Source organism: Lysobacter sp. Hz25 (assembly GCF_046097045.1).
Classification (GTDB): domain Bacteria; phylum Pseudomonadota; class Gammaproteobacteria; order Xanthomonadales; family Xanthomonadaceae; genus Lysobacter; species Lysobacter antibioticus_B.
The window spans coordinates 2,878,558-2,896,284 of the sequence record NZ_CP175666.1 but is presented as its reverse complement, the minus strand read 5'-3'; the positions used below and the strand labels follow the sequence as shown (position 1 = coordinate 2,896,284).

The 17,727-nt window shown below is 68.0% G+C and carries 14 protein-coding genes; 5 read left to right on the top strand and 9 right to left on the bottom strand.

Annotated features, from left to right (window positions below):
* Positions 1–164 precede the first annotated feature (164 nt).
* From ACKN61_RS12195 to ACKN61_RS12155, 9 genes are all read right to left on the bottom strand, one after another.
* The gene (locus tag ACKN61_RS12195) at positions 165–2,081 is read right to left on the bottom strand and encodes a carboxypeptidase regulatory-like domain-containing protein (RefSeq protein WP_408953662.1); all 1,917 of its coding nucleotides are present in this window, start codon (positions 2,079–2,081) and stop codon (positions 165–167) included.
* On the bottom strand, positions 2,078–4,282 hold the full coding sequence (locus tag ACKN61_RS12190) for a hypothetical protein (RefSeq protein WP_408953661.1): 2,205 nt from the start codon (positions 4,280–4,282) through the stop codon (positions 2,078–2,080). The genes ACKN61_RS12195 and ACKN61_RS12190 overlap by 4 nt, the downstream gene beginning before the upstream one ends.
* A complete protein-coding gene (locus ACKN61_RS12185; protein ID WP_408953660.1) occupies positions 4,279–5,454 on the bottom strand; it encodes a BatA domain-containing protein in 1,176 nt (391 codons plus the stop codon). The genes ACKN61_RS12190 and ACKN61_RS12185 overlap by 4 nt, the downstream gene beginning before the upstream one ends.
* Positions 5,451–6,356 (bottom strand): DUF58 domain-containing protein, encoded by a 906-nt coding sequence (locus tag ACKN61_RS12180; protein WP_408953659.1) that lies wholly within the window; start codon positions 6,354–6,356, stop codon positions 5,451–5,453. Before ACKN61_RS12180 ends, ACKN61_RS12185 begins: the two co-directional genes overlap by 4 nt.
* Before the next feature lie 19 nt (positions 6,357–6,375).
* Positions 6,376–7,386 (bottom strand): AAA family ATPase, encoded by a 1,011-nt coding sequence (locus ACKN61_RS12175; protein ID WP_408953658.1) that lies wholly within the window; start codon positions 7,384–7,386, stop codon positions 6,376–6,378.
* 173 nt (positions 7,387–7,559) lie between these two features.
* Positions 7,560–8,237, bottom strand: coding sequence for a DUF4159 domain-containing protein (locus ACKN61_RS12170; RefSeq protein ID WP_408953815.1), 678 nt, complete (start codon positions 8,235–8,237; stop codon positions 7,560–7,562).
* 101 nt (positions 8,238–8,338) lie between these two features.
* The gene (locus ACKN61_RS12165; RefSeq protein WP_408953657.1) at positions 8,339–9,964 is read right to left on the bottom strand and encodes a TldD/PmbA family protein; all 1,626 of its coding nucleotides are present in this window, start codon (positions 9,962–9,964) and stop codon (positions 8,339–8,341) included.
* A gap of 98 nt (positions 9,965–10,062) precedes the next feature.
* Positions 10,063–11,397, bottom strand: coding sequence for a TldD/PmbA family protein (locus ACKN61_RS12160; RefSeq protein WP_408953656.1), 1,335 nt, complete (start codon positions 11,395–11,397; stop codon positions 10,063–10,065).
* Between the two features lie 21 nt (positions 11,398–11,418).
* Positions 11,419–13,047, bottom strand: a complete 1,629-nt coding sequence (locus tag ACKN61_RS12155; RefSeq protein WP_408953655.1) for a TldD/PmbA family protein — start codon at positions 13,045–13,047, stop codon at positions 11,419–11,421.
* Between the two features lie 552 nt (positions 13,048–13,599).
* Here ACKN61_RS12155 and ACKN61_RS12150 point away from each other — a divergent pair.
* From ACKN61_RS12150 to ACKN61_RS12130, 5 genes are read left to right on the top strand one after another with little or no spacing between them, the layout of a single operon-like run.
* Entirely contained in the window at positions 13,600–15,027 is a 1,428-nt protein-coding gene (locus tag ACKN61_RS12150) for an aldehyde dehydrogenase (RefSeq protein WP_408953654.1), read from the top strand.
* A gap of 7 nt (positions 15,028–15,034) precedes the next feature.
* Positions 15,035–15,700 carry a carbonate dehydratase gene (gene can / locus ACKN61_RS12145; protein WP_408953653.1) on the top strand — a complete coding sequence of 222 codons (666 nt, stop codon included), beginning with the start codon at positions 15,035–15,037 and terminating at the stop codon, positions 15,698–15,700.
* The gene (locus ACKN61_RS12140) at positions 15,697–16,155 is read left to right on the top strand and encodes a RidA family protein (protein ID WP_408953652.1); all 459 of its coding nucleotides are present in this window, start codon (positions 15,697–15,699) and stop codon (positions 16,153–16,155) included. The genes can and ACKN61_RS12140 overlap by 4 nt, the downstream gene beginning before the upstream one ends.
* Positions 16,156–16,686 (top strand): 3-hydroxyanthranilate 3,4-dioxygenase, encoded by a 531-nt coding sequence (locus tag ACKN61_RS12135; RefSeq protein ID WP_408953651.1) that lies wholly within the window; start codon positions 16,156–16,158, stop codon positions 16,684–16,686.
* 7 nt (positions 16,687–16,693) lie between these two features.
* Positions 16,694–17,704, top strand: a complete 1,011-nt coding sequence (locus ACKN61_RS12130) for an amidohydrolase family protein (RefSeq protein ID WP_057917911.1) — start codon at positions 16,694–16,696, stop codon at positions 17,702–17,704.
* The last annotated feature ends 23 nt before the right edge of the window (positions 17,705–17,727 follow it).

The window sequence follows — 17,727 nt, the reverse complement described above, 5'->3', positions numbered from 1 at the left end:
TCACCGCTCTGCGGTAAGAAGCACCGTAACGACAAGCAACGCGGTCGCGGCTTGCGCCGCTCCTACCCTCGCGAAAGTACGTCGATTCGATGCAGAGCACCGGCGTTGCTTCTGCACGTCCCGCGGTCGCAGCTTGTGATCGAAGAAAATCCAGCAGGACGCCGCTACTGCCCTATGGATTCGTTAGGCTTCGTGGGTATTTCCACATCAGTGGTTCGTCCGCGCCGCGAGCGCTCTAACCACCACACTCCCGCACTTACGAACAACCAAGCCAGAAACCACGGCCAGGACGAACCCCGTTGAGCCTGCGTCGACGACGCGGCAGACAGCGGGGCCGAACCACTCGCGACCTGCGCCTGAGCCATCAACAGCAAAGTCGCCTCACGCAGCTCGCCAGCACGCAAGCCCGGCGCCTCATCGCGGCCGCGCACCGCGAAGGGCTGCAAGCGCTCGCCTTGGCGCAACACATGCCAGCCCGCGTCGGTCGGCCAGAAGGCGGCGCAGCGTTCGCTACCGCTGGCCGGATCGATCAGCACATCGATGTCATGGCCTTGCGGCGTACGCACCTGCGCCCCATCGCTCAAGCCGCACAGCGAGACCCGCCGGTCCTGACGCGCCTCGCCATCGATCCGCAGCATCGGCTTCGGCTGGGCCCGCGCCAATGCGCCAAAAGCGGCACTCCACCACTGCCCATGCAGATCGTCGCGACCGACCAGGGTCAGGCGGAAACTGTCGCTCAGGGTCCACACGCCGAGCCGGCCACGGCCGGCGCTGCGCCAACTGGCGAAAGCCTTGCCGTCCGCACCGCGCAACAGACTGTGCGCACCCGCGCCATCGATCGTCAGCGCACGTCGGTTCAAGACCGGCAACTCTGCCACCGCTTCATCGCGGCTGCGGGGCGCGTCGGTCGTGCCCGGGCCGATGCGGGCGCGGGTCGCTTCTTCATCCGCGTTCGATGGCGGCAAGCGCACTTCCACCGAGTCTGCGCCGGCCCCGAGTTCGAAGCCCAGCGCCCGCAGCTGCTTACGCATGCGTGGCGACAAGGGACCGCCGATGCGCAGCAGCACGCCGAGGCCGTCGCGCATGGCGCCGAGCAAGGCGTTACGCTGCGATTCGCCCAGGCCCTCCCAGACGCGTTCGTCGAGGACGACCAGATCGAAACCGGCCAAGGTCGAGGCGTTCACGTTCAGCGGCGCATCGCCGAGCTGCAGCCCAGCGCCGACATCGATCTGGGTATGCAGCTTGATCCCGGCATCCGAGGCCCAGCGTCGCAGGTACTTCAACTCCGGACTCGGTGCGCCGGCCAGTAGCAGCACTCGCGGCGGCGTATCGGCGACCACCGACAAAGGCAGCTCGATCTCTTCGACGACGTTCTGGAGCGCATCGCGTAAACGCAGCCTGAAATTCGTCAAGCCCGGAATGCGTGCGACGGCACCGACGCGGAAGCCGCCATCCGCCGCCAAGGTGGCGCGGTCGACGCGCTGCAGGCCCGGGTCGAGCAATTCCACCACCGCACCGGGCATCGCTGCGACGCTTCCGGTCACGCTGAACTCGCCACCGGCCGCGACTTCGCGCGGCGCCCACAGGCCGCTCAGTCCGCGCGGCAACGGCGTCGGCTGCCATTGGATCGTCAGCCCGCGCGCGGCATAGCGATCGCGCGGCTCCAGGCCGGCGCCGAGTAGGCGCAGCCGCTGCGTGCCGGGATGGCGACGCAACGCAGTGGCCAGGTCGGGTACGCGTTCGCTGTCGGTCGAGGCCGAGGCCTCGGGCAAGGCGATGCGGGTCTCGCCGGCGATCGTGGCGTCGCTCGCGCTCGCACCGGCCGTCGCCACCACCATGCTGCCGGCTTCGCTGTATACGAGCGGCGGGAACAGCGCGAGATACAGCAAGGCCGCCATCAGCGGTTGCGCGATCAGCAACGACGCAAGCCGCCAACCGCGCGCACGCGTCCCGGCCTCGGCTCGGTAGTGCCGCAGGATCAGGCTCGCCACCGCCAGCACGGCGGCGAGGCCGAGCAATCCGGCGATCGCGGTTTCGAGGCTGCCTTGCAGGCCGCTGTCGAAATCCATGGCGCCGATCATCGCCGGGCCTCCTGTTGCAAGGCTTCGAAGTAGCGCCGGTCGACCGCGTCGCCCTGCTCTCGCCGTTGCACGCTCGCCGGCGGCCGCGTCAGCAGCGGCCACAGCAGTCGCCGCAGCTCGGCGCGGCAACGCAGGCATTCGGGTTCGTTGCGCAGGGCATCGAAGGCGGCGACGAAGGCCAAGGGGTCGGCCACTCGCGACTCGTGCTCGCGCAACCAACGCTGCAGACCGGCGTAGTCGATCGGGGCCGGCTTGCTCGCGCGCGTGCTTCGCTCCAGCTCGCGCCACAGCGATTCGAGCAAGGGATCGGCCGTCTTCACCGAGGCCAGCATCTCGCCGCGTCGCGCCAGCCCGACGCGATCGCCGCTCAAACGGCGGCTTTCGTCGATCGGCGGCAACTCGGGGCCGACCCGCGCCAGATAGATGCGCGTGGCCTGCTGCACTTTCTTGATGAAGCCCAATGCCTTGTACGCATACGGCAGCGCCTGCTGCGGATGGCCCTGACGCAGATGCAGTTCCGACTGCCACATCTCGTCGAGCGCGGCTTTGAGCAGCTTGCGCGTGTCCGGATCGAGCAAGGTCGCGGCTTCGGCGTGATCGTGGGTATGGCCGAACTGCTCCAGCACCGAGCCTTCCTCGCCGAAGGCAGGCGCCGCCGGCTTCGGCGTGTGCGCATGCTCATCATGTTCGTCCGGCGCGGAGGCATTCGCGCTTTGCCCCTGGCCCTTATCCGCAGCCGTATGTTCGTCGTGCGGTTCGGGTTCGTCGCGGTCGTTGGTCGGCAACTGCGGTGCGCCCTCGGATTCTTCGCCGAGGAACTGGCCGTAGCGCAGGCGCAACAGGCGCTGATCGACACCGATCGCGTCGGAGCGTTCGATAAACCGCGCTTCGTCGAGTTTGCGCCGCTGCGCGATCAAGGCCTCGGCGTCGATGATGATCTGGCGCTGGCTGCGGAAATACGCCGGCAAAGTGGTCTTGACCATGCCGTCCAGGCCGGTCGCCTCGCTGCCCAGGTCGGCCGGCCAGCGCAGGATGAGGCTCGGGCTTAGCGCCGTCTGCGGCTTGGGCGAGCGGTTGTCGTCGACGCTGAGCTGGACGATCAGATCGTCGCCGCTGGCGAAGCCCAGACTGGCCAGGTCGAGACGCTGCGCATAACGCTTGGCGGTCGCCGTGCCGGTGCCGCGCAGACTGAGGCGCTGCTCGCGGAAGGTGATGTTCTCGCCGCTGCCCTGGGCCAGGGTGATGCGCAGCTGCGCATTCGCGGCCAGTCCGTAATCGTCGCTGGCTTCGAACTCCAGCGGCCAGTTGCGTTGGCCCGCGCTCATCAGGCTCAGGCCGCGATCGGGTTCGAGCACGCGCAACTGCGGTGCGCGGTCGACGGTGACGTCGAGCCGGTACAGACGGCGCGTCTGGGCGTCCGGCGCGCCTGCGGCGACGATCCGATACAAGGCCGGCTTGGCCAGCACGCGCTCGGCGCTCCAGCGCCCGTCGCCCTGGCGTGCGAGCGCCAAGCGCTGGCCGTCGTGGAAGACCAGCTCGGCCGCGCTCGGCTGCGGCTCGAAACGCAGGTTCCAGCGCAAGCGCGCATTCTCGGGCACACGCCCTTCGAGGGTGGGTTCGCTGCGCGGCGGCAAGCGCGTATACGCCGGCGGATCGATGCGCAGGCCTTGTTCGATCAGGCGCGGTTGTCCGGGCAAGGCGGCGACCTGCGGCGCCGGCGACAAGGCTTCGAGATCGCGCGCGCCACTCTGCGCGCGTGGCCACAGGCCGATCGCAACCAAGGCCAGCATGGCAGCGAGCGCCGACACGAGCAGGCGCCGTGCCGACCACCCCGGGCCCAGCTCGGGACCGTTTGCGGTTTCGATACGCTCGCGCAGCCGCGCCTGCTGCAAGCGCTGCAAGCCGTTCAAGCCCTCGCCCGACGCGAACAACAGATCGGCACTGTCGTCCATGTCGCTGCGGGTGGCGTTGAGGCGTCGCGCGAGCCAAGCGTGGTCGAGGCGCCGGGCGCGACGCCAGGCGACGACGGTCACCGCGCTGGCGGCCGCGGCCGCAACCGCCAGTGCAAGGGCGACGCCGTGCATACGCCACGTCAATGCCGCCGCAACCAGCGCCCACGGCAGCAGGCGCAGGGCCAGATCGAGGGCGCGGCGGGTGCGCGCCGAACGCAGCCGGCCTGCGAGGATCGTCGCCGCGGTCATGGCGTCGCTCCGCGTCGTGCGCGCGTCGCCAGCCAGCGTTCGAGCACGAACACCAGTGCGATCAACAGCGCCAACCACAGGCGCAGCTCGCGCGGCGGCAAGGCATAAGACGCGCCTCCAGTCGCCGGTGCATGGTCTTTAGCCGAGACCCAGGAAGGCACGGGAGCGGTCGGCTCGAACAAGCCGCGCAAACGTTGCGGGAAGCCCGGTTCGAGCAACTCGGGCACCACCTGCGGCGCCAGCGCACGGGTCAAGCGCATGAGCCGGCCGCGACCGAACGCGATGCCCTCGACCAGGACCGCACCGGATGCGTCGCGCCACAACGGCGCACGCAGCGATGAAGCATCGCGCGGCCATTCGCTGCCGGCATCGAGCAGCACGCGTCCGCCGTTGCGGGCGAACTCGCGCACCTGCGTCGGCACAGCGCCGGGCGCCAACCAGATCAACTCGCGGCTGTCGGCCGGCCAAGCCTCGGTACTCGGCGCGACCGATTCCGTTGCGCGACTGCCCGCTGCAGGATCGCGCCAGGCGGCGATCGCTGCGCGCAGATACGGCAGCGCCGCTGCACGATCGGCGGCATAACGGATCGCCGGCGACGGCGCGGCCATCGCGCTGGCCGGGGTCGCAGCCGGCGTCGTGCCGGGCACGACCCGCCATTCGACCGGCCGCGACAACTGCGGCCGTTGTCCGTCGGCACCGCCCATGCGCTCGGGCACGAACACGGTCAGCGCCGCAGCAGCCGGCAGGTCCGCGTCGAGCTCGCGCAGCAGGCTCGACAGCGGCGCGGACCGCTGCGGCGCGGCAGCATCGATACGCGGAAAACCCGGCGCGAGCCAGTGCAGGCGCGCATCGGATGCGGCAGCCTGGGCGCTTGCGGCCTGTGCGTCGGCGCCGGGTGCGACCACGATCCACGGCCGCGCGCTTTCGGCGCCGAACAACACTGGCCGCGCCAGCCATATTGCGAGCAAGGCCAGCAGCAACAGGCGCAGCAGCAACAGCGGCCATTCGTCGAAGCGGATGCGGTGACGCGGCTTCGGCCGCTGCCGCAGCCAACGCAGGGCGGCGAAATCGGTCGGGCGCTGCTCGCTGCGCCGCGCGAGATGAATCAACAGCGGCAGAAGCAAGGCCGCCAGGGCGGCCAGCGCGGCGGGCAGCAGCAGGCTCAGGTTCACGTCTGCTCCGCCATGTCGCGGGCGCCGAACAAGCGTCGCAGCGGCAGATCGAGCGCCTCGTCGAGCACGTACTCGGTGTGGCGGATGCCGCTGGCGTCCAGGCGCGCATCGAGCGCTTTGCGCGCGGCGGCGAACCGCACGAGGAACTCGTCGCGCAAGGCCGCGCCGTCGCCGAGCAATTCTTCGCCGGTTTCCGGGTCGCGGAAGCGGTAGCCACCGCGGAACGGGAAGTCGCGTTCCTCCGCGGTCAGGATGCGAATGCTCAGCACTTCGCGTCGCGCCGATGCGAGCCGTTCGGCGATCGCGACAGCGCCTTCATCGCTGCCATCGTCGAAACCGTCGCCGATCATCAGCACCAGGTCGCCGGCGGCGATGCGTTCCCACAGCGGCCGCAGCCGTTGCGCGGCCGGCCAGGCGCCCTGCGCCGACAAGGCATGCAGCTCCAGCCACAAGCGGTCGCGTTGGCGCGCACCGGTCGCAGGCGCGACCAGGCGCACACCGTCCTCGCGCAGCGCGATCAAACCGAAACGGTCGCCCTGGCGCAATGCCAGCTCGGCCACGCACGCGGCCAAGGCCTTGGCTGCGTCGAGCCGCGACCAATCCGGGCGCGCCGCATCGCACTGGTTCATCGACGCGGTGGCGTCGACCAGCAGCCAGACCGCGAGCGGACTTTCGCGCTCGGCTTCGCGCACGAAGAACCGGTCCGAGCGCGCATACAACTTCCAATCGACCTGGCGCAATTCGTCGCCGGGCTCGTAGGCGCGATACTGGGCGAATTCGAGCCCGGCGCCGCGGCTGCGGCTGTTGTGCAGGCCGATGCCATGGGTGCCGACTGCGCGCCGCGACAGCAGGCGCAGGCTGCGCAGCCGCGCCCGTACCGACGGTGGAATGAAATCCTTCACGAGGCTCCGGCGCCTGTGCTCAGGCGCCCGGGAACGGCACGCCGCGCAGCAGCGCGGCGATGACGTCGTCGGCGCTCTTGAGCTCGGCCTCGGCGGCGAACGACAGCAGCAGGCGGTGACGCATCACCGGCGCGGCCAGGGCGACGATATCCTCGCGGGTCGCCGCATAGCGCCCGTGCAGCAACGCCCTGGCTTTCGCCGCCAACACCAGCGACTGGCCCGCACGCGGGCCGGCGCCCCACTTCACCCATTGCCGCACTTCCGGCAAGGCGCTTTCGTCGGGACGGCTGGCGCGCACCAGGCGCGTGATCCAGACCAGCAGGTCGTCGCCCAAATGTACCTCGCGTACCCGGGCCTGCAAGGCGATCATCTCTTCGCCGCCCATCACCCGCGGCACCTCGGCACTGCGCGTGCCGGTGGTCTGCAACAGAATGTCGTGCTCTTCGCGCTCGCTCGGATAGCCGACGCGGATATGCAGCAGGAAGCGGTCGAGCTGCGCTTCCGGCAAGGGATAGGTGCCGGCCTGTTCGAGCGGGTTCTGGGTCGCCAGGACGAAGAACGGCGCCGGCAGAGCGTGGGTCACGCCGGCATAGCTGACCGTGCGCTCCTGCATCGCTTCGAGCAGCGCGGCCTGGGTCTTCGGCGGCGTGCGGTTGAGTTCGTCGGCCAGCAGCAGATTCGTGAAGATCGGCCCGGGCTGGAAGCGGAAATGGCGATGGCCGGTGCCGTGGTCTTCTTCGAGCAGCTCGGTGCCGAGGATGTCGCTGGGCATCAGGTCGGGGGTGAACTGCACGCGCCGGAACTGCAGCTCCAGCGCCTGCCCCAGCGAGCGCACCAGCAGGGTCTTGCCGAGGCCGGGCACGCCTTCGAGCAGGCAGTGGCCGCCGGCCAGCAGGCCGATCAGCAATTGCTCGACCACCTCGTGCTGGCCGACGATCGCCTGGGCGATCGCTTCGCGCAGGGCGCCCAAGCGATCGAGCTGCATTTTCAGTTCGGCTTCGTTGCCGCCGGTCGCCACGTTCGTGTTCATTTCGTCATCCCGAAAGCCAGCATTCGTTCAAGCAAGCAACAGCAACAGCAAATCCCCCGCGTCCGCTGCGCGGTCGCCGCCCCCTTTGCAAAGGGGGCAACAGCAAGCACGCGCTTCATCGTGCTGACGTCGCTACTCCCTACCCTCGATTCCCTATTCCCTATTCCCGAATCTCAAGCCCCCAACGCATACATGACGATATTGACCGCGAACTTGGTGTTGTCCTCGGCCAGGAAGCGTTTGTTGCGCCAGTCGTAGTCCCACTCGCAGCCGTAATCTTTGTTGCTGTACAGCACGCCCAGGCGACCGTCGATCTCGATGCCTTGCAGGTAATCGTGGACCAGGTCGTCGCCCCAGCCGTTGAGTTCGAAGCCGGTCGCCGGTGGACCATCGAAAACGAAGAAGCTGCGGTAGATGGGGTGGTTCTTCGGCAACCGGCGCAAGGCCTTGGTGCCGAAAATCTTCGCCATCTGTTCCTCGAAGGATTTTGCAAACAGGCCGTCGATGTCGTGGTTGCAGTCGTCGACGAAGACGAAGCCGCCGTTGCGCACGTAGCGCTCGAAGTTGCGGCGCTCGTCGGGGTTGAACTCGACCAGCTTGTGCCCGGCCAGGTAACAGAACGGCGCGCCGAGCATCTTCGGGTCGGCCAAGGCCAGCACGTGCTCTTTCGGGTCGACCCTCAGGTTGGTGTAGTCGATCAAGGAGGTGATCAGGTTGGCCGGCATGCGCTGGTCGACGTCCCAGTCGCCGGAGTCGTACTTGAGCCGGGTGAACCAGAAGTCGTAGTCGGCGCGGGCGGCCTGCGCCAGCGGCGAACGCGCCAACCAGGCGCCGGCAGCGCCGCCGAGCATCAGCCGCAGGAATTGCGCCCGGTTCACCGGGCCCTGCCTGCGTCGGTCTGTGTTGCCGCGATGCAGCCTGGAACGACCATGCCTTGCCTCAACCCCACCGGCTACAGCGCACGCGCGGTGTTGATGATGTTGACGCCGTTGAAGCGCGTCGTGCTCGACCCGTGCGAGACCGCCGAGACCTGGCTCGGCTGGCCCTTGCCGTCGAAGAACGAGCCGCCGAGGCGGAAATCGCGTTCGTCGCAGACCGCCACGCAGGCGTTCCAGAACTCCGGGGTGCGGATCTGGTAGGCGGCATCCTCGACCATGCCGGCGACCTGGCCGTTCCTGATCTCGTAGAACAACTGGCCGCCGAACTGGGCGTTGTAGCGTTGCTGGTCGATCGAGTAAGAACCGCGGCCGTGCACGTACAGGCCGCGCTCGACGCCCTTGATCATCTCGGCCACGCTCAATGGCTGCTTGCCGGGCTTCAGCGAGACGTTGGCCATGCGCTGGAACTGCACGCTCGACCAGGAATCGGCATAGCTGCAACCGTGCGATTGTTTATGGCCGAGCAGATGCGCCTCGTCGCGGGTGGCCTGGTAGTCGACCAGGATGCCGTCGCGGATCAGGTCCCACTCGCGGGTCTTGACGCCTTCGTCGTCGTAGCCGACCGCGCCGAGGCTGCCGGGACGGGTTTTATCGGCAACGAAGTTGACCCGTTCGCTGCCGTAACGATAGCCCTGTTCGCGCTTGTCGAGGGTGGCGAAACTGGTGCCGGCGTAGTTGGCCTCGTAACCGAGCACGCGGTCGAGTTCGAGCGGGTGGCCGACATTCTCGTGGATGGTCAGGAACAGGTTGGACGGGTCCAGCACCAGGTCGTACTTGCCCGGCTTGACCGACGGCGCCTTGAGCTTGGCGCGGGCGTGCTTCGCGGCGGCGACCGCGTCCTCCATCACGTCGTAGGAACGGCCGTAGCCGGTCAGACCGCCGGGCAGCGCGACCTTGCCGGCCGGATCGGCGTCTAGGTATTCGTAGCCCATGCCCATCGGCGCCGACAGGCCGTCGCGGGTGCGGAACTTGCCGCTGGCCTTGTCGACCGCGGTCGCGGTGAACGGCAGCCAGATGCGGTGGATGTCCTGGTCGATGTAGCTGCCGTCGCTGGACGCGAAATACTTCTGCTCGTTGATCACGAACAGGGTCGAGTTGACGTAGTCGGCGCCGGCCTTGAGCGCGGCGGCGTTGACCCCGAGCAACAGCTCAACCTTCTCCTTGATCGGCACCGCCATCGCGTTCTTGCGCAGTGGCGTGGCCCAGCGCGTTTCGCCGACGCCGGCGACTGGCGCCAACTCGACCTTGCGCGTCTGTATGCGCGCATTGGCGCGAGCGATGGCCAGCGCCTGGCGTGTGGCGGCAGCGACCGCGTCCGTGGTCGAGGCGGCGGTGGCGGCGAAGCCCCACGCCCCCTGGCTCAGCACGCGAATGCCGACACCGGCGGATTCGCCGTTGACGATGTTGCGGACCTGCGCTTCGCGGGTCACCACCGATTGGCGCAAATAACGGCCTATGCGCACGTCGCAGTAGTCCGCCCCGCCCTCGCGCGCGGCGTTCAGCGCGGTGTCGGCCAGGCGCCGCCGACGCGCGAGATCGGCCGGCTCCAGCAAGGCCTCGGCGGCGATCGCGCGGCCGTAGGGAAGCGCGAGGCCGGCCAGGCCCAGGCCGGTGAAACTGAGGAAATCGCGTCGTTGCATCGGGCGGCTCGGGTTCGGCGGATCGACGGAACGCTGGTACAGCGAACCGATGCAGACGGCGCGCCGGATCGCCGGCCGCGCCGCGTTTCAAAGATGAATCAGACGGCGTCCGACAACGAGGTGAAGGTGAAATCGCGCAGTTTCATCGGCGGGATCATCATCACGAACGAAGACTCGTCGCCGGCCACGCGCACCGGCCGCCCGAGTTCCTCGATGTTGTTGAGCATGATCACCGGCGATTCGTTGAAGCGGAAATTCTTCACCGGGTGCTTGATCACGCCATTCTCGATGTAGAAGGTGCCGTCGCGGGTCAGGCCAGTCAGCAGCACGGTCTGCGGATCGACCATCCGTATGTACCAAGTGCGAGTGACCAGGATGCCCTTCTGGGTGCCTTTGATCAGCTCGGCGGTGGATTTGTCGCCACCGGCCATCAGCAGGTTGCCGGGCGTGCCGACCGCGCGCTTGCCCTGCTTCTTGGCCCAGTAGCGCGAGTAATCCAGGGCGGCGACCTTGCCGTTCTCGACCACCGACATCTTCTCGCGGGCCAGGCCCTGCGCATCCCACGGCAACACCGGGGCGCGCGGGTCCCAGGGATCGGCGCTGATGTTGACGCGCGGGTCGTAGACCTGCTCGCCGAGTTTGTTGCCGCCGCCCTTCTTCGACAGGAAGCTGCGACCCTCGTCGGCCTGGCGCGCATCGAAGAAATTCATCATGAACGAGATCAGCCCGGCGGCCGCGGCCGGCTCCAGGATCACCGTGTACTTGCCCGGCTCCAGCGCCTTGGCCTCGGCCGACTCGGTGGCCTTGCGCATGGCGATGCGCACTTCGTTGTCGGCCTTGAACTCGCTGGCGTCCTTGAGGTTGCGCCCGACCCAGCCGGAACCGCGGCCATCGTCGGTGCGCACGGTGCAGGTGTAGTCGAAATTGGTGGCCTGCTGGTAGCCGAAGTTGCCCTTGCTGTTGGCCACCGCGACGAAGCTCTGGCCGTCTTCGAGGAAGCCGGCGGCGGTGAGCTTGCCTTCGCGGCAGGGCGCGATCGAGTCGGCCGCGACCTGGGCGCGGAACTCGGGCGTGATCGCCGCAGTCGAAGCGCTGAAGGTCGGGCTCGGCTTATAGCTCTGCTTGTCGATCGCCGGCATGAACTCCGGGTTTTCCGGCGCCAGCCTGGCCAGGTCTTCGGCGCGGCGGACCACGCGTTCCAGCGCGGCATCGTCGAACTCGTTGATGCTGGCGGTGCCGACGCGGTTGCCGAAGGCCGACTGCACGGCCAGGTTGCTGTTGCTGACGATGCCGCTGGTCGACACGTTGTTGAGGGCGAAACGGATGTTGCCGGCGATCGAACCGGTCAGGGTCGCGGTGCACTCGTCGGCCTTGGACAGCGCCAGGACTTTGTCGAGGATGGCCTTGGCTTCGGCTTCGGTGAAGATGCTCATGGGTGGATTCTCCTGCGCCGGTCAGCCGAGCTTGCGGGCGGTGTTGATGACGTTGACGCCGTTGAAGCGCGCCGTGCTGGAACCGTGCGAGACCGCCGAGACCTGGCCCGGCTGGCCCTTGCCGTCGAAGAACGAGCCGCCGAGGCGGTAGTCGCTTTCGTCGCAGACCGCGACGCAGGAGTTCCAGAATTCCGGGGTGCGGATCTGGTAGGCCACGTCTTCGAGCATGCCGGTGATCTTGCCGTTCTTGATCTCGTAGAACAGCTGGCCGCCGAACTGGGCGTTGTAGCGCTGCTGGTCGATCGAGAACGAGCCGTCGCCGACGATGTAGATGCCGTTCTCGACGTCCTTGATCATGTCGGCGACGCTGAGCTTGTTCTTGCCCGGCGCCAGCGACACGTTGGCCATGCGCTGGAACTGCACGCTCGACCAGGAGTCGGCGTAGCAGCAGCCGTCGGACTCGCTCTTGCCCAGGATGTGGGCCTGGTCGCGGATGGTCTGGTAGTCGACCAGGATGCCGTCCTTGATCAGGTTCCAGCGCTTGGTCTTGACGCCCTCGTCGTCGAAGCCGACCGCGCCGAGGCTGCCCTGCTGGGTCTTGTCGGCGAACACGGTGACCTGGTCGCTGCCGTACTTGAAACCGCTCTTGACCTTGTCGACGGTGGCGAAACTGGTGCCGGCGAAATTGGCCTCGTAGCCGAGCACGCGGTCGAGTTCGAGCGGATGGCCGATCGATTCGTGGATGGTCAGCCAGGTGTGCGAGGGGTCCAGCACCAGGTCGTACTTGCCCGGCTTGACCGAGGGCGCGGTGAGCTTCTGCCGGGCCTGCTTGGCGGCCGCGACCGCGTCTTCGAGCATGTCGTAGGAGTTGCTGTAGTTCACCACGCCGTTCGGCGAGACGCTCTTGCCCGAGGCGGCGCCGTCGAGGTATTCGAAGCCCATGCCCATCGGCGAGGACAGGCCTTCGCGGGTGCGGAACTTGCCGCTGGCCTTGTCGATCGCGGTGATCGTCATCGGCGCCCAGATGCGGTGCACGTCCTGGTCGATGTAGGAGCCGTCGGTCGAAGCGAAGTATTTCTGTTCGTTGACCAGGAACAGCATCGAGTTGACGAAGTCGGCGCCGGCCTTGACCGCGGCGGCGTTGACGCCGAGCAACAGGTCGACCTTGTCCTTGATCGGCACTTCCATGGCGTTCTTGCGGATCGGCGTCTTCCACGCCACCTCGCCGACGCCCGGGGTCTTGGCCAACACCACCGGCTGGGTCTGGGTCTTGGAGTTCGCACGCGCGATGGCAGCGGCCTGCTGCGCCGCCTCGGCCACGCTCTTGGCGTTCAACTGATTGGTCGCGGCGAAGCCCCAGGCGCCGTTGACCAGCACGCGGATGCCGATGCCGGTCGACTCGGTGTTGACCACGTTCTGGACCTTGTCCTCGCGGGTGATGACGAACTGGCGCAGATAACGGCCGATGCGTACATCGCAGTAAGTTGCGCCGGCGCCTTTCGCCGCGGTCAGCGCGGTGTCGGCAAGCACTTTTTTCTTGGCCACATCCAGCGGCGTCAACAGGGCTTCGGCGGCGATCGCGCTGCCGTAGGGAATCATCAGCCCGGCGATGCCGAGCCCCGACATGGTCAGGAAGTTGCGTCTATCCACGAGATTGTTCCGCCGTTGTGGGCCCGATCGGCAGTGCTGGTTGCCGCCGCAAGGCATGGATGAAAGTCACCTCTCGGAATGTGCGCAGTGCTTGCGCGGGCAGTCAAGTGCCGGGAGACAGTGACTCGCGATGCCGTCGTTGCGCCGATCGGGGTTGCCGATACGAGACGCCAGGCGCAGCGATTCATCTTATTTCGCGGTATTTCGCCTCCGTTCCCGACCGCCCCCTGCGTGTCCTCGCAACTGCGCGAGGCGACTTTGCTGCGGCGCACCTGGGCCAACAGTCATGCATGACTTTGGTCATGTGCGCGTGCCATGGACCGGATCGGCAAAGTCGGAGGCAGCGTCATTTGTTCGCGAAGGCCTTCAGGGTAGGCGCGGCGCAAGCCGCGACCTCGTCCTCCAAAGGCCGTCGCCGGCCGGATGTCGCGGTCGCGGCTTGCGCCGCTCCCACCCCAAAGCACACGCCATTCGGACCCGCCTTCACGGAACCGCGACCTGCCGCCGCCCCGCGCTATGGGCGCTGCCGCGCCCACGCGTTAAGCTTGGCGCATGCACAGATTCCGGCACTGGATCGACGGCCAGGCGCGCGATGCGGCCGGCGGTCGTTGGCTCGATGTCCACGACCCCGCCAATGCGCAAGCGTATGCGCAGGTCGCGGCCGGCGACGCCGCCGACGTCGAGCTCGCGGTCGCCGCGGCGCAGGCCGCGTTCCCGGCCTGGTCGGCCCTGCCCCACAGCGAACGCGCGCGCTGGCTCGAAGCCTTGGCCGGCGCGTTGGAAACGCGCCTGGAGGACTTCGCCCAAGCCGAATCGCGGGACGCCGGCAAGCCGATCCGGCTCGCCCGCGAAGCCGAGATCCCGCGTGCGGTTTCCAACCTGCGCTTCTTCGCCCACGCCGCGACCCAGTTCGCCAGCGAATCCCACCACGGCCAGGCCGGGCTCAACTACACCTTGCGCGCGCCGCTCGGCGTGGTCGCGACGATCTCGCCGTGGAACCTGCCGCTGTACCTGTTCACCTGGAAGATCGCCCCGGCGCTCGCGGCCGGCAACACCGTGGTCGCCAAGCCTTCCGAAGTGACCCCGGCCACGGCCAGCATGCTCGGCGAGCTGGCCGCCGAAATCGGCTTCCCGCATGGTGTGCTCAACATCGTCCATGGCCTCGGCCCCGAGGTCGGCGAAAGCCTGGTCCGGCACCCGGCGGTGCGCGCGATCTCGTTCACCGGCAGCACCGCGGTCGGCCAGCGCATCGCCGGCATCGCCGCGCCGCTGTTGCGCAAGGTCTCGCTGGAGCTAGGCGGCAAGAACCCGAACCTGGTGTTCGCCGACAGCGACTGGCGCGCGAACCTCGACACCCTGGTGCGCTCGGCGTTCCAGAATTCGGGGCAGATCTGCCTGTGCGGCTCGCGTGTGCTGATCGAGCGCTCGATCTACGACGAAGTCCGCGACGCCCTGGTCGAACGCGCCCAGGCGCTGAAGATCGGCGAGCCTGCAGACGAGAGCACCGCGCTCGGCCCGCTGGTGTCGCAGGCGCACTACGACAAGGTCCTGGCCGCGCTCGAACGCGCGCGCGGCGAAGGCGGCCGCGTGCTGTGCGGCGGCCATGCCTTGGACCGGCCCGGCTGGTACGTGGCGCCGACCGTGATCGAAGGCCTCGGCCCGGACTGCGCCAGCAACCGCGAAGAGATCTTCGGCCCGGTCGTGACGCTTCAGGCTTTCGACGACGACGCGCAGGCGCTGGCGCTGGCCAATGCCGGCGACTACGGCCTGTCGGCGTCGGTCTGGACCCGCGACCTCGCCCGCGCCCACCGCCTCGCCGCGCAATTGCGCGTCGGCATGGTCTGGGTCAACACCTGGCTGCAACGCGACCTGCGCACGCCGTTCGGCGGCGTCGGCGCGTCCGGCCTCGGCCGCGAAGGCGGCGCCGAGGCCATGCGTTTCTTCACCGACGCCAAGAACGTCGGCCTTCACCTGGGATGACCGTAGTATGAGTCCGTTGCACGACCTGCTTGAACGAAACCGCGAATGGTCCGAGCGCATCAATGCCGAGGACCCTGAATTCTTCGCCCGCCTCTCGCGCCAACAGGCGCCGGAGTACCTCTGGATCGGCTGCTCGGATTCGCGCGTGCCGGCCAACCAGATCATCGACATGGCCCCGGGCGAGGTCTTCGTCCATCGCAACATCGCTAACGTCGTGGTGCATACCGACCTCAACTGCCTGTCGGTGATCCAGTTCGCGGTCGACGTGCTCAAGGTCAAGCACATCCTCGTGGTCGGCCACTACGGCTGCGGCGGCGTGCATGCGGCCCTGCACGGCCAGCGCCTGGGCCTGGCCGACAACTGGATCCGCCATGTCGGCGACGTCGCCGACAAGCACGTGGCCTGCATCTCGCATGCCCATGCCGACGAGCGTCACGACCGTCTGTGCGAGCTCAACGTGATCGAACAGGTGCAGAACGTCAGCCTGACCACCATCGTCCGCGATGCCTGGGCGCGCCAGCAGCCGCTCGCCGTGCACGGCTGGGTCTACAGCCTGCGCAACGGCCGCGTCCACGACACCGGCATGAACATCGACAGCTTCGAGGCCCTGCAGGACACCTACGAACGCGCCGTCGCCACGGTGCATTCGACCCACGGCGGTTCGCCGCGATGAGCGGCGGCGGCATCAGCGCCGCCAAGGCGCCGCGGCCGGTCGGCCTGTACCCGCATGCGCGCCGGGTCGGCGACTTGCTGTTCCTGTCCGGGATCGGCCCGCGCGACGCCGCCAGCAACGCCATCCCCGGCAACGTCCACGACGCCGAAGGCCGCCTGATCGCTTACGACATCGAGTTGCAGTGCCGCTCGGTGTTCGCCAACGTCCGCGCCGTGCTCGAAGCCAGCGGCGCCGGCTGGGACGACCTGGTCGACGTGACCGTGTACCTGACCGACATGGCCCGCGATTTCACCGCCTATAACGCGGTCTGGGCCGAGTATTTCCCCGACCTCGAACGGGCGCCGTGCCGGACCACCCTCGGCATCACCGCGCTGCCGACGCCGATCGCCATCGAACTCAAATGCATCGCCGCCTTCGCCCCGCAGCGAAACGGCGCACCGCCCGAGGGCACGTGAATGCTTCCTGGACCGATCAACCTCAACCAATGGATCGACGAACACCGGCACCTGCTGAAGCCGCCGGTCGGCAACAAGGTGATCCACCTCGGCGATTTCATCGTCATGGTGGTCGGCGGCCCTAACCAGCGCACCGACTATCACTGGGACGAAGGCCCGGAGTGGTTCTACCAGCTCGAAGGCGAGATGGTCCTGCGCATCCAGGAGGACGGTGCGGTGCGCGACATCCCGATCCGCGCCGGCGAGACCTTCCTGCTGCCGCCGCGCGTGCCGCATTCGCCGCAGCGCATGCCCGATTCGGTCGGCCTGGTCATCGAGCGCAAGCGCCTGGCCCACGAAGACGACGGCCTGATGTGGTACTGCGAGCGCTGCAACCACAAGCTCTATGAAGAATTCTTCCACCTGCACGACATCGAGGCCGACTTTCCGCCGGTGTTCGAGCGTTTCTATTCCTCGCGCGAACATCGGACCTGCATGGACTGCGGCCATCTGAACCCGGCGCCGGGCCGCTACGTGATGCCCGACACCTGAGGCGACGATGCTCAAGATCGACACCCACGCTCACTATCTGCCGCGCGACTGGCCCGACCTGGCGCGCAAGTACGGCGACGAGCGCTTCCCGGTGATCCACCACACCGACGACGGCCGCCATCGCATCTACAAGGACGGCAAGTTCTTCCGCGAGATCTGGTCGAAGACCTGGGACCCGCAGGAGCGCATCGACGACTACGCGCGCTTCGGCGTGCAGGTGCAGGTCATCAGCACCGTGCCGGTGATGTTCAGCTACTGGGCCAAGGCCAACCAGGCGCTCGACCTGCACCAGGCGCTCAACGATCACATGGCGCAGGCCTGCCGCGACTACCCGCGCCACTACGCCGGCATCGGCACGGTGCCGCTGCAGTCGCCGCGCCTGGCGGTGCAGGAACTGGAACGCTGCATGGACCAGCTCGGCCTGCAGGGCTGCCAGATCGGCAGCCACGTCAACGACTGGAACCTCGACGCGCCGGAGTTGTTCGAATTCTTCCAGGCGGCCAGTGACCTCGGTGCGGCGATCCTGGTGCATCCCTGGGACATGATGGGCACGCCGAGCATGCCGAAGTACTGGCTGCCGTGGCTGGTCGGCATGCCGGCCGAGCAATCGCGCGCGGCCTGCTGCCTGGTGTTCGGCGGCGTGCTCGAACGCCTGCCGAAGCTGAAGATCTGCCTGGCCCACGGCGGCGGCAGTTTCCCCTACACCATCGGCCGGATCGAACACGGCTTCAACATGCGCCCCGACCTGGTCGCGACCGACAACCCGCGCAACCCGCGCGACTATCTGAACCAGTTCTACTTCGATTCCTGGGTCGCCGACCCGCGCGCGCTCGAATACTTGCTCGACACCTGCGGCGTGTCGCGGGTGATGCTCGGCACCGACTACCCGTTCCCGCTCGGCGAACAGACGCCCGGTGCCGGCATCGCCTCGCTCGACCTGCCGCCGGCCGACCAGGCGCGGCTGTATCACGGCACCGCGCTGGAATGGCTGGGGCTGTCGAAATCGCGCTTCGAGTGAGTGCCGGGCGAAGCCCGCCCTTG

What these genes read in the sequence shown, in the direction of transcription:
- ACKN61_RS12190 (WP_408953661.1), bottom strand. Translation starts at nt 4,282, where the DNA reads ATGACCGCGGCGACGATCCTCGCAGGCCGGCTGCGTTCGGCGCGCACC.
- ACKN61_RS12175 (WP_408953658.1), bottom strand. Translation starts at nt 7,386, where the DNA reads ATGAACACGAACGTGGCGACCGGCGGCAACGAAGCCGAACTGAAAATG.
- can (WP_408953653.1), top strand. Translation starts at nt 15,035, where the DNA reads ATGAGTCCGTTGCACGACCTGCTTGAACGAAACCGCGAATGGTCCGAG.
- ACKN61_RS12140 (WP_408953652.1), top strand. Translation starts at nt 15,697, where the DNA reads ATGAGCGGCGGCGGCATCAGCGCCGCCAAGGCGCCGCGGCCGGTCGGC.
- ACKN61_RS12150 (WP_408953654.1), top strand. Translation starts at nt 13,600, where the DNA reads ATGCACAGATTCCGGCACTGGATCGACGGCCAGGCGCGCGATGCGGCC.
- ACKN61_RS12170 (WP_408953815.1), bottom strand. Translation starts at nt 8,237, where the DNA reads ATGCTCGGCGGCGCTGCCGGCGCCTGGTTGGCGCGTTCGCCGCTGGCG.
- ACKN61_RS12135 (WP_408953651.1), top strand. Translation starts at nt 16,156, where the DNA reads ATGCTTCCTGGACCGATCAACCTCAACCAATGGATCGACGAACACCGG.
- ACKN61_RS12130 (WP_057917911.1), top strand. Translation starts at nt 16,694, where the DNA reads ATGCTCAAGATCGACACCCACGCTCACTATCTGCCGCGCGACTGGCCC.
- ACKN61_RS12195 (WP_408953662.1), bottom strand. Translation starts at nt 2,081, where the DNA reads ATGATCGGCGCCATGGATTTCGACAGCGGCCTGCAAGGCAGCCTCGAA.
- ACKN61_RS12160 (WP_408953656.1), bottom strand. Translation starts at nt 11,397, where the DNA reads ATGAGCATCTTCACCGAAGCCGAAGCCAAGGCCATCCTCGACAAAGTC.
- ACKN61_RS12165 (WP_408953657.1), bottom strand. Translation starts at nt 9,964, where the DNA reads ATGCAACGACGCGATTTCCTCAGTTTCACCGGCCTGGGCCTGGCCGGC.